This is a genomic window from Catellatospora coxensis (genome assembly GCF_016862635.1).
Lineage (GTDB): Bacteria > Actinomycetota > Actinomycetes > Mycobacteriales > Micromonosporaceae > Catellatospora > Catellatospora coxensis.
The window spans coordinates 48339-58462 of sequence record NZ_BONI01000062.1 but is presented as its reverse complement, the minus strand read 5'-3'; the positions used below and the strand labels follow the sequence as shown (position 1 = coordinate 58462).

General features: G+C 71.5%; 10 protein-coding genes. 5 read left to right on the top strand and 5 right to left on the bottom strand.

Going from position 1 to position 10124, the window contains the following annotated elements; translation table 11 throughout:
- Window positions 1-13: 13 nt before the first annotated feature.
- The gene (locus tag Cco03nite_RS30015) at window positions 14-655 is read right to left on the bottom strand and encodes a UbiX family flavin prenyltransferase (RefSeq protein ID WP_203696170.1); all 642 of its coding nucleotides are present in this window, start codon (window positions 653-655) and stop codon (window positions 14-16) included.
- 58 nt (window positions 656-713) lie between these two features.
- Between Cco03nite_RS30015 and Cco03nite_RS30010 the strand changes: the two genes are divergently transcribed.
- Window positions 714-1190 carry an SRPBCC family protein gene (locus tag Cco03nite_RS30010; RefSeq protein WP_203696168.1) on the top strand — a complete coding sequence of 159 codons (477 nt, stop codon included), beginning with the start codon at window positions 714-716 and terminating at the stop codon, window positions 1188-1190.
- Between the two features lie 100 nt (window positions 1191-1290).
- On the opposite strand, the gene Cco03nite_RS42960 is transcribed toward Cco03nite_RS30010, so the two are convergent.
- Window positions 1291-2607 carry a hypothetical protein gene (locus Cco03nite_RS42960; protein ID WP_203696165.1) on the bottom strand — a complete coding sequence of 439 codons (1317 nt, stop codon included), beginning with the start codon at window positions 2605-2607 and terminating at the stop codon, window positions 1291-1293.
- 207 nt (window positions 2608-2814) lie between these two features.
- Window positions 2815-3084, bottom strand: a complete 270-nt coding sequence (locus tag Cco03nite_RS43100; RefSeq protein ID WP_308440668.1) for a BldC family transcriptional regulator — start codon at window positions 3082-3084, stop codon at window positions 2815-2817.
- A 224-nt stretch (window positions 3085-3308) separates the two neighbouring features.
- Between Cco03nite_RS43100 and Cco03nite_RS29995 the strand changes: the two genes are divergently transcribed.
- Together Cco03nite_RS29995 and cds1 are read left to right on the top strand one after the other, a co-directional pair.
- Window positions 3309-3758 carry an Lrp/AsnC family transcriptional regulator gene (locus tag Cco03nite_RS29995; RefSeq protein ID WP_203696163.1) on the top strand — a complete coding sequence of 150 codons (450 nt, stop codon included), beginning with the start codon at window positions 3309-3311 and terminating at the stop codon, window positions 3756-3758.
- A gap of 54 nt (window positions 3759-3812) precedes the next feature.
- Window positions 3813-4904, top strand: a complete 1092-nt coding sequence (gene cds1, locus Cco03nite_RS29990; RefSeq protein ID WP_203696161.1) for an L-cysteine desulfhydrase Cds1 — start codon at window positions 3813-3815, stop codon at window positions 4902-4904.
- 114 nt (window positions 4905-5018) lie between these two features.
- Here the strand turns inward: cds1 and Cco03nite_RS29985 are convergent, their stop codons facing one another.
- Together Cco03nite_RS29985 and Cco03nite_RS29980 are read right to left on the bottom strand one after the other, a co-directional pair.
- On the bottom strand, window positions 5019-6644 hold the full coding sequence (locus Cco03nite_RS29985; RefSeq protein WP_373314361.1) for a DEAD/DEAH box helicase: 1626 nt from the start codon (window positions 6642-6644) through the stop codon (window positions 5019-5021).
- Window positions 6645-6966: 322 nt separating this feature from the next.
- Entirely contained in the window at window positions 6967-8361 is a 1395-nt protein-coding gene (locus tag Cco03nite_RS29980) for a C40 family peptidase (RefSeq protein ID WP_203696157.1), read from the bottom strand.
- Window positions 8362-8510: 149 nt separating this feature from the next.
- Between Cco03nite_RS29980 and mqnE the strand changes: the two genes are divergently transcribed.
- Both mqnE and Cco03nite_RS29970 read left to right on the top strand, forming a co-directional pair.
- A complete protein-coding gene (gene mqnE / locus Cco03nite_RS29975) occupies window positions 8511-9680 on the top strand; it encodes an aminofutalosine synthase MqnE (RefSeq protein ID WP_203696154.1) in 1170 nt (389 codons plus the stop codon).
- A gap of 3 nt (window positions 9681-9683) precedes the next feature.
- Window positions 9684-10118, top strand: coding sequence for a hypothetical protein (locus tag Cco03nite_RS29970; protein ID WP_203696147.1), 435 nt, complete (start codon window positions 9684-9686; stop codon window positions 10116-10118).
- Window positions 10119-10124 lie beyond the last annotated feature (6 nt).

Here is a 10124-nt window from a genome sequence, read left to right as displayed (position 1 = left end):
AAAGAGTCGCGGGTCAGCGGTGGCCGAGGTGGCCGGTCCAGCGGGTGAGGAGGGTGTGGGGGACGGCGGCGGCGTCGAGGACCTTGCCGGCTACGAAGTCGATGAGCTGCTGGGCCTGCGCGTTCGCGCCGCTGCCGTAGAAGCCGGGGCTGGCCGGCAGGACCACCGCGCCGGAGTCGATCAGCTCGACCAGGTGCAGCAGGTGGCTGCGGGTCACCGGGGTCTCCCGCGGCACGATCACGACCGGGCGGCGCTCCTTGAGGTTGACCTCGGCGGCCCGCTGCAGCAGGTCCTTGGACAGGCCCAGCGCGATGCCCGCGCACGCCGCCGTCGAGGCCGGCACGACGATCATGCCCTTGGCGCGGTACGAGCCGCTGCTCGGTCCCGCCGCGAGGTCGCCGGCGGGCCAGTAGCGCAGGTCGGCGTCGCCGAGCGGGGTCTCCAGCCAGGTGGCCAGGTCCTCGCGCCAGTGCGCGTCCCGGAACGCGTGCCCGGTCTCGTCGAGGATGGTCAGCCGCGCCGCCCGGGACACCACGAGATCGACAGCCTCACCTGCCGCGCACAGCCCCCGCAGCACGGCTGCGGCGTACGGCGTCCCGGAAGCCCCCGACACCCCCAGCACCCAGGGCGTACGCGGCGCGACATCGGCAGACACACCGTTGACACTAGCCGGGTCCGTTGACCGGCTGGACACGGCTGCCTAGCCTCAGCGCATGCCAGCCCAGCCAGCCAGTGTCCGGTTCTCGGTCCAGATCATGGTGGACCGGCCCGTCGCCCAGGTCTTCGCGTACCTGTCCGACGTGCGCAACGATCAGCAGTGGTGGGGTGGCATCCACGCGTCGCGTCGGATCGGCGACGGTGGCGTCGGCACGCTGTACGAGCTGGACGCCACCCTGCTGCGCGTGCGCCACCAGACCCGCCTTGAGGTCACCGCCCAGGATCCGCCCCACCGCCAGACGGTCACGGTCCGCAGCGGCCCGCTGCCCTATGTCGCGTACTACGAGTGGTCCGCGGTCACCCCCCACCGCACCCGCTTCGCCCTCGTCGCCGAGGTCGTCGCAGCCCGCCCCTGGTCCTGGTTCGGCCCCCTGCTCAACCCTCTGCTCTCCCTCCTCGCCCGCCACTACTTCCGCCGCGTCCCCGCCCTCATCGAAGCCGCCTACCCCCCACCCCACACGCCGGCCACATGATCGCGACGATCTTGCGCGAACTGTTGCCCCTTCGCCCGATTCAAGCGTGTCGTCCCCACAGTTCACGCAAGATCGCCGCCTTGAAGGGGGTGGGGGCGGGTTAGATGGCGTATTCGCCCAGGGGGTTGGTGTGGGGGTGGGAGTACATGCGTTCGTGGAAGCGGACGAAGCGGTCGATGAGGGTGGTGGCGCGGCGGTTGGGGAGGCGGGCGTCTAGGGCGGCGAGGCTGGCGGCTAGGCGGGCGCTGTGCAGGGCGTAGAGGGCGGCGTGGTAGGTGAGGCTGTCGGACAGGGCAGTGAGGGTGCTGGTGGCGTCGGGGGCGCGGCGGGCGTGCCAGAGGGCGATGTTGGCCTCGCCGTTGAGGATGTCCTTCTGCAGGCGGTTGAAGGCGGGGTCGGGGTCGGTGGCGAGCTGGTCGAGGGCGGCTTCGGCGGTGTCGCGGCCGTCCGCGTCGCAGGCTCGGGAGATGCGGTTGATCAGGGCGTGCTGCTGTACGGCGGGCATGCGCAGCAGGCGGGTGCCCAGGTCGTTCTGCAGGCGTACCAGGAGGGCGGCGTCGGACAGCAGGTCGCTGAGGGTGCCGTCGGCGAGCACCGCGCGGTTCTCGGGTGCGGGGGCGAGCAGGTCGTTGAGGACGCAGACGAAGTAGGCCAGGGTCGGCAGGACGAGGATGCTCTGGCCGCCGAGCGATGCCAGGTCGAGCCGGGACAGGTGCTCGGCGCGCAGGGTGCGCTCGACGGCCCGGTAGCGGTCGGCGAGGCCCTGGCGCACCAGGGAGGCGGTGGGTGTGCCGTCGATGCCGTCCATCAGGTCGCGGCAGCTCTCGACGTTGGCCACGAGCGCGGCCCACAGGCCGTACTCGACGTCCTGCAGCAGGGGCGCGTCGGCGCCGACGTGGCGGGCGTAGTCCTCGGCCATACCCGCGCGTTTGCTCTTGACCAGGCTCTGCTCGAAGCCGGAGGCGTGCCGGGCGGCGTCGCGGGCCGGGCCGGACAGCAGCAGCATGGCGGGGGTGTTCCGGCCCGGGGCCAGCGCCTGCAGCATGGCCCGGTTGAGCGCGCCGATCAGGTCGAGGCGGCGGGTCTGGGCGGCGTCGAGCACCGGGTGGCCCAGGCCGATGGCGAGGTCGTCGGAGACCACCTCGAACACCTGGTAGGCGTTCATGCGGCCGGCGTGGTGCAGCATGGCGGGCCAGTCGTCCTCCTCGACCAGCCCGGTGAGCATCCGGGTGTTCATCGTGACGAGCTGGATGACGCCGGTGCTCTGGAGGTACTCGTGCCGCCGGGGATTCTCCGCCGAGTACGCCCAGGCGGTGAAGTCCCGGTAGGGCCCGGCGGGCATGTGCCGCCGCACGGTCTCGGTCAACGCCGAGCACGTCGCGGCCAGCAGCTGGGCGGCGCGCCGGTTGGTTGGCATGCGGCGACTCGATCCTCGGGTCCGGCACGGGCCACACGGTTCGGTGGCCCGTTCAAGGAACGTGGTGAGTCCCTTCCCGCGGGCGGGAGGCGAGCGCCGGGACGTGCCGTGTTCCTGGCGCCGGGTCAGCGCCGCTGATGAGGGTACGACCATCCGGACCGTCGTGGCGTACCGCTCGGTAGTTGTCCTGGTTGGACCGTGGCCGGGTCAGTATCCGCCCGGCCTGCTGCCCGCCGCCCGCGGTGCGGCGCCGGCGCCGGGTTGCGGTGCCGGGCTGCCCGGGGGGTTGTCCTCGTCGAACTCGCCCTCGCCCTCGAGCAGTGCCCGCACCTCCGACTCGCGGAACCGGCGGTGGCCGCCCGGCGTGCGAATGCTGCCGATGCGTCCGGCCGCTGCCCACCTGGTCACCGTCTTTGGGTCGACCCGGAACAGCGCGGCCACCTCGCCAGGTGTCAACAGGCGATCTCCTGTGTCCACGCCCACCTCCTTGCGTCGACGGAGTTGGTTCGGGCGCACCCGGTTGCCGCCTCCGCTGGGACGTACGCCCAATTAGAGCACCATCACTAGCTGATGTCCCTAAAATGGTCGTATGCACCTTTTGGGGGGTTCGCATCCATATGTTGCGAACCTCATTCGTATATTGCCCGAAGATGCGCCCCTCCGTGCCCACTCTGGAAGAAACTGCCTCTAAGGTGCTCTGTGTGGACGCGATCGACCGCAACCTGCTTGACCTGCTGCGCAACAACGCCCGCCTCTCGTACGCGGAGCTGGCGCGCCAGGTCGGCCTCTCCGCGCCGGCGGTGCACGACCGGGTCGGCAAGCTGGAGGCCTCCGGGGTGATCCGCGGCTACCACGCCGACGTCGAGCCCAGCTCCATCGACCTCGGCGTCACCGCGCTGATCGGCATCGTCGCCGACCCGGCCGTCGACATGGAGGACGTCTCCGCGGCCCTGCAAGGACTGGAGCAGATCGAGTCCTGCTACTTCATGGCCGGCGAGGAGTCCTACCTCGTCAAGGCCCGGGTCGGCACTATCGCGGAGCTGGAGCAGCTGATCGTGCAGCTGTCGCGCACCCGCGGGGTGGCCCGCACCCGCACCGCCATCGCGCTGTCCACCACCTTCGAGGGCCGCCCGCGGCCGCTGATGAGCTGAGCGGGCTCCCGCAGCCCTGCTGAGCACGGCTCGCGTAGTGCTACGGTCCGGGGCATGGAGCAGCTTGATCGGTGTTCGGACAACGACCGCGTCTGGGTGACGGAAGCGATCGGCAAGGTCGTCGCGGACGCCAACCGCAGCGCCGACACGCACCTGCTGCCGTTCCCGCTGCCGCCGTACTGGGGCATCGACCTCTACCTCAAGGACGAGTCGGTGCACCCCACCGGCTCGCTCAAGCACCGGCTCGCCCGCTCGCTGTTCCTCTACGCGCTGTGCAACGGCTGGATCCGGCCCGACACGACGGTGGTGGAGGCGTCGTCGGGTTCGACCGCGGTCTCCGAGGCGTACTTCGCGCGCATGCTGGGGCTGCCGTTCATCGCGGTGATGCCGGCCTCCACCAGCAAGGAGAAGATCGAGCTGATCGAGTTCCAGGGCGGCGAGTGCCACCTGGTCAGCGATCCGGCCCAGGTCGTGGTCGAGGCGCGGTGGCTGGCCGAGGACCGCGGCGGGCACTTCATGGACCAGTTCACCTACGCCGAGCGGGCCACCGACTGGCGGGGCAACAACAACATCGCGGAGTCGATCTTCCAGCAGATGGAGCTGGAGCGGCACCCCGTGCCGTCCTGGATCGTGATCGGCGCGGGCACCGGCGGCACCTCGGCCACCATCGGCCGGTACGTCCGCTACCAGCGCCACTGCACGAAGATCCTGGTCGTCGACCCGGAGAACTCCGCGTTCTACCCGTCGTACGAGTCCGGCGACGTGACGGTGACGACCGGCAAGGGCTCGCGGATCGAAGGCATTGGCCGCCCCCGGGTCGAGGCGTCCTTCCAGCCCCACGTGGTGGACCGCATGGTCCGGGTGCCCGACGCGGGCTCGCTCGCCGCCATGCGGGTCGCCTCCGAGGTGCTGGGCCGCCGGGTGGGCGGCTCGACCGGCACCAACCTGTGGGGGGCGTTCGGGTTGATCGCCGGGATGCTGGCCCGCAGCGAGCGGGGATCCGTGGTCACCCTGCTGTGCGACGGCGGGGAGCGGTACGCGCACACCTACTACGACAACACGTGGCTCAAGGACCAGAACCTCGACCTCACCGAGGCGCTGGCCACGGTCCGCACCTTCCTGGCCACCGGCACCTGGCAGGAGTGACCACGGCGAAGGGCTCCGTGCGCCGCCGGTGTGGCGGGGCACGGAGCCCTTTCGTCGTTCACGGGGTCCGGTGAGCCGTGGCCGCCTCAGCAGCCGCGGCCCGTCGACCCGGTGTCAGTTCGCGGAGCGGCGGTCGCCCGACGGGCGGTCACCGCGGAACGGCCGGTCGCCCTGGGGACGGTCGCCGTACGAGCGCTCGCGGAACGGGCGGTCGCCCTGCGCGCGGTCACCGCGGAACGGCCGGTCACCCTGCGGTCGGTCACCGCTGCGGAACGGCCGGTCGCCCTGGGGGCGGTCGCCGTAGGAACGCTCGCGGAACGGGCGGTCGCCCTGGGGGCGGTCGCCGTACGAGCGCTCGCGGAAGGGACGGTCGCCCTGCGGGCGGTCGCCGTACGAACGCTCCCGGAACGGACGGTCGCCGTACTGGCGCGGGCCGCGGTCGCCGTAGCCGCGTCCGCCGTCGCGGCGCTGGCCGCCACGCTGGAAGCGCGGCTCCGGCTCGTCGACCACGGGGCGGCCGGACGGCTCCTGGGCGCCGGTCAGCTCGACCAGCTTCGGGTCGTCGACGCGCAGCCGGTGCTCGGCGGGCTTGGCCACGCCGGCCTTCTCCATCATCGAGATGGTGGAGCGGCGCTGCTTGGGCAGCACCAGGGTGGCCACCGCGCCGGACTCGCCGGCCCGCGCGGTGCGGCCCGCCCGGTGCAGGTAGTCCTTGGGGTCCTTCGGCGGGTCGATGTGCACGACGAGCGAGACGCCGTCGACGTGGATGCCGCGGGCGGCCACGTCGGTGGCGACGAGGACGCTCATCCGGCCCTCCTTGAACTGCGCCAGGGTGCGCGTACGCACACTCTGGGTCTTGCCGCCGTGCAGGCCGCCGGCCCGCACGCCGACCTCGCGCAGCTGCTCCACCAGGCGGTCCACGCCCATCTGGGTGCGCGCGAACATGATCGTCCGACCCGGACGGTTCGCGATCGCCGCGGTGACCTTGAACTTCTCCTGCGGCGGGATCAGCAGCATCATGTGGTCCATGGTGGACACCGCAGCCGCCGGCGGGGCGGTCGAGTGCGTCACCGGGTTGTTCAGGAACCGCTTGACCAGCGTGTCCACGTCACCGTCGAGGGTGGCCGAGAACAGCAGGCGCTGCCCGCCGGCCGGGGTCTTGGCCATCAGCTCGGTGACGTCGGGCAGGAAGCCCATGTCGGCCATCTGGTCGGCCTCGTCCAGGACGGTGACCTCGATGTCGTCCAGCGCGCAGGCGCCGCGCTGGATCAGGTCGCCGAGGCGGCCCGGGGTGGCGATCATCACGTCGAGGCCGCGCTGCAGGCCCAGGATCTGCCGGTCGTACGGCACGCCGCCGACCGCGGTGCCGGTGTACAGCTCCATCGCCTTGGCCAGCGGGCGCAGCGCGTCCGCGACCTGCATGGCCAGCTCGCGCGTGGGCACCAGGACCAGGGCCTTGGGGTGGTGCGGGCGGGCCGGCTTGCCCTCGGCGATGCGCGCCAGCAGCGGCAGTCCGAAAGCGAGGGTCTTGCCGGAGCCGGTCTGGCCACGGCCGAGCACGTCGCGTCCGGCCAGCGCGTCCGGCAGCGTGGCGGCCTGGATCTCGAAGGGCCGGGTGATGCCGAGGCGGGTCAGCTCGCGCACCATGGCGCGCGGGAGGCCGAGCTCGGCGAAGGTCGGGACGTGCTCCACGGCGGCCTCGTCGGCGGCGGTGTCCGCGGCCTCGACGACGTCCGTCACGGTGGTGGCCGCCGCTGCGGCGTCCGTCTCGGCGGGGGCCTTCTCGGCCGCGGCCTTGCCCTCGTTGTCGATGTTGATCTCGAAGACGGACGGGAACAGGGCAGGGTCGTGCATAGTCAAAGCGAAACCTCTCGGGTGGCGCATCCCCGCGCCGCGCGGCCTCGTGCCGCTGCAAGTCACCCGCAGGAACGCTCAAAAGGCGCGCCGAGCGCGCCCAGAACAACCCGTTGAGTGTACCGGGCGTTGCGGTCACCGCCGCCCGAATAACACGTCGGTGTATCGGGCGTCACCCCGCAGGACCGTCGTCGCGGGGTGACGCGCGTCACGCGGCGGGAACCGGGTCGGGGTCCGGCGACGACGACTCGGCCGGCTTCGGGCTCTCGGCCGGCGGCTTCGGGGACGGCGACTCGGCCGGCTTCGGCGAGGGCGACGGCGAGGTGCTGGCCGGGGCGCTCGGCGAGCTGGACGGCGAGGTGCCGGTCGTCGGGCTCGGCGAGGTGGTCTTGGTCGGCGACGGCGTGGTGCCGTGCGTCGGGTTCGGCTGGTTCGGCGCCGGCACCGCGTCGACCACCCGGGTCGCGAAGTCGATGCTGCCCAGGCTGACCGACGCGCGCCGCACCACGTCGCCGGTGCGCGGTGAGTGGACCATCCAGCCGTCGCCGAGGTACATGCCGACGTGGTGGATGGTGCGCCAGTCGTTCGGGTCGGTGGCGAAGAAGACCAGGTCACCGGGGAGCAGCGCGTACTTGCTCACGGTCTTGTGACGGGTGCCGTAGTACTGGTCCTTGGCGACGCGGTTGAGGGTGATCCCGGCGGCCTTGTACGACGCCAGCATGAGGCCGGAGCAGTCGTAGGTGTTCGGGCCCTCGTCGCCCCAGCGGTAGGGCTTGCCGCGCTGGCTGAGCGCGAACAGGACGGCCTTCTGCGCCTTGGCCGCGGCGACCAGCCCGGCGTTGCTCTTGCCGGGGCTGTAGTTGCCGAGGTTCTGCTCCTGGATCTCGCGCAGCCGGTCCGCTTCGGACTGAAGCTCGGCGAGGCGCCGCTTCAGCTCCAGGAACGCGACCTCTTTGCGCTTGAACTCCTTCTCCACGGCCGAATACGCCGTGGAGGCCTGCTGCTCGGCGGTGATGGCGGCGGTGAGCACCGTGTAGGCCTGGCGCTCGGCCTGCTGCGCGGTGGCGAGGTCGTTGAGCACGGCCTCGGTCTCCGGCGTGGACTCGGTGCGCGGGATCAGCTGTCCCAGCTCGCCGAGCGAGTCGCCCAGCCGCGGCGGCGCCTTCACGGCGGCCTGGTATTCGGCGACGGCCGCGGCCTCGGCGGCCTCCTTGGCCACGCGCAGCGTGTCGGCGGTGGCCCGCCAGGCGTAGTCGGCCATCGCCTTGGCCACGACCGAGTTGGTGTAGGCCTGGTACAGCTCGCTGCGGCGGGCGCCGAGCACGGACAGCTCCAGCTCGGCGGCGCTGTACTGCGCCAGCAGCGCGGCCTGGGCGGTCAGCGGCTGGGTGCGGGGCATGCTCAGCGAGCCGAACGGCAGCGTCGGCAGCCCGTCGGGCTGGGGGCGCAGGCCGGCGTCCGGAATCGACGTGATCTTCGAGCCGATCGGCGGGTCCGCGGACGCGGGCACGGCGATGCCACCGGCGATGAGCGCGCTGAGAACAGCCGAACCCACCGCGACCTGACTCTGCCGTCGAGCCTGCCCGCTACGACGCTTGGACATCGTTGGCCCCGTCCTCCCCGTTGGTCCCACAAAGTTCCTACCGGAAATCACGATCGCTGTCGACCCTTCTGTCCCGGTGGCGTCTAGGTGAACACCAGCTGTCAAGGGCAGCAGCAGGCACGTCGGGGCCACGTCGTAGGCTCACTGCCATGGACGTGGGTTTGAAGCGGGAGCTGGAGCAGAAGGTCTACGCCGGAGAGCGGCTCAGCCGCGAAGACGGCGAGGCGCTCTACGCGAGTGACGATCTGGCCTGGCTGGGGCGGCTCGCGCACCACGTCCGGACGGAGAAGAACGGCGACCGGGTGATGTTCAACGTCAACCGGCACCTGAACCTGACGAACGTCTGCTCGGCAAGTTGTGCGTACTGCTCGTTCCAGCGCAAGCCGGGCGAGAAGGACGCCTACACCATGCGGGTGGAGCAGGCCGTCGCCAAGGCGCTGGAGATGAAGGACGAGCAGCTCACCGAGCTGCACATCGTCAACGGTCTGCACCCGACGCTGCCGTGGCGCTACTACCCGCGCGTGCTCAAGGAGCTCAAGCAGGCGCTGCCGAACGTCAAGCTGAAGGCGTTCACCGCGACCGAGGTGCAGTGGTTCGAGAAGATCTCCGGCCTGACCGCCGACGCGATCCTCGACGAGCTGATGGAGGCGGGCCTGGAGTCGCTGACCGGCGGTGGCGCCGAGATCTTCGACTGGGAGGTCCGCCAGCACATCGTCGACCACGCCTGCCACTGGGAGGACTGGTCGCGCATCCACCGGCTGGCGCACAGCAAGGGCCTGCGCACCCCCTCGACCATGCTGTACGGCCACATCGAGGAGCCGCGGCACCGCGTGGACCACGTGCTGCGCCTGCGCGAGCTGCAGGACGAGACCGGCGGCTTCACCGTCTTCATCCCGCTGCGCTACCAGCACGACTTCCACGACAGCGCGGACGGCAAGATCCGCAACCGGATCCAGGCGCGCACCACGATGGCGAGCCCGGCCGAGTCGCTGAAGACGTTCGCGGTGTCCCGGCTGATGCTGGACAACTTCGACCACGTCAAGTGCTTCTGGGTCATGCACGGCCTGTCGCTGGCCCAGCTGTCGCTGAACTTCGGCGTCGACGACCTGGACGGCTCGGTCGTCGAGTACAAGATCACGCACGACGCGGACTCGTACGGCACCCCGAACACCATGCACCGCGACGACCTGCTCCACCTGATCTGGGACGCGGGCTTCACCCCGGTCGAGCGGGACACCCGCTACCAGGTCGTCAAGGAGTACGGCGCGCCGGTCAGCATGGCCGAGCGGCGCAGCGAGCCGCAGCAGGTCTGGGCCTGACGGGTGGCCGATCCGCAGAGCCCGGCCGACGAGCAGCGCAAGGGCCCGCGGCGGGACGCCTCCGGGCGCATCGTCTCGCTCACCGACCTGGTGGGGTACGCGCTGGCCGGGTACGCGATCAGCGTGCTCGGCATGGTCGCCTTCGACGGCCTGTTCGCGCTGCTCGGCATGGGCGAGTTCGGTGACCTCACCGGCTGGCTCGCGGTGATCTTCCCGGCGATCATCTTCGTGGAGCAGTTCAAGGCGGCGGCGGGCCACCGCGGGCGGCTCGCCGTGGCCCCGGCCGCCGGGCTGGCGGCCGTGGTGCTCGGCGTGCTCGCGGTGGGCGTGGCGTCGGGCTTGCCGCCGCTGGTCTCCGGCGGGCTGGGCGCGCTGGTCACCACGGTGGTGTACGCGGTGCTCTGGCACCTCGGCCTGGCGGTCGCCGAACGGGGCTGACCGACC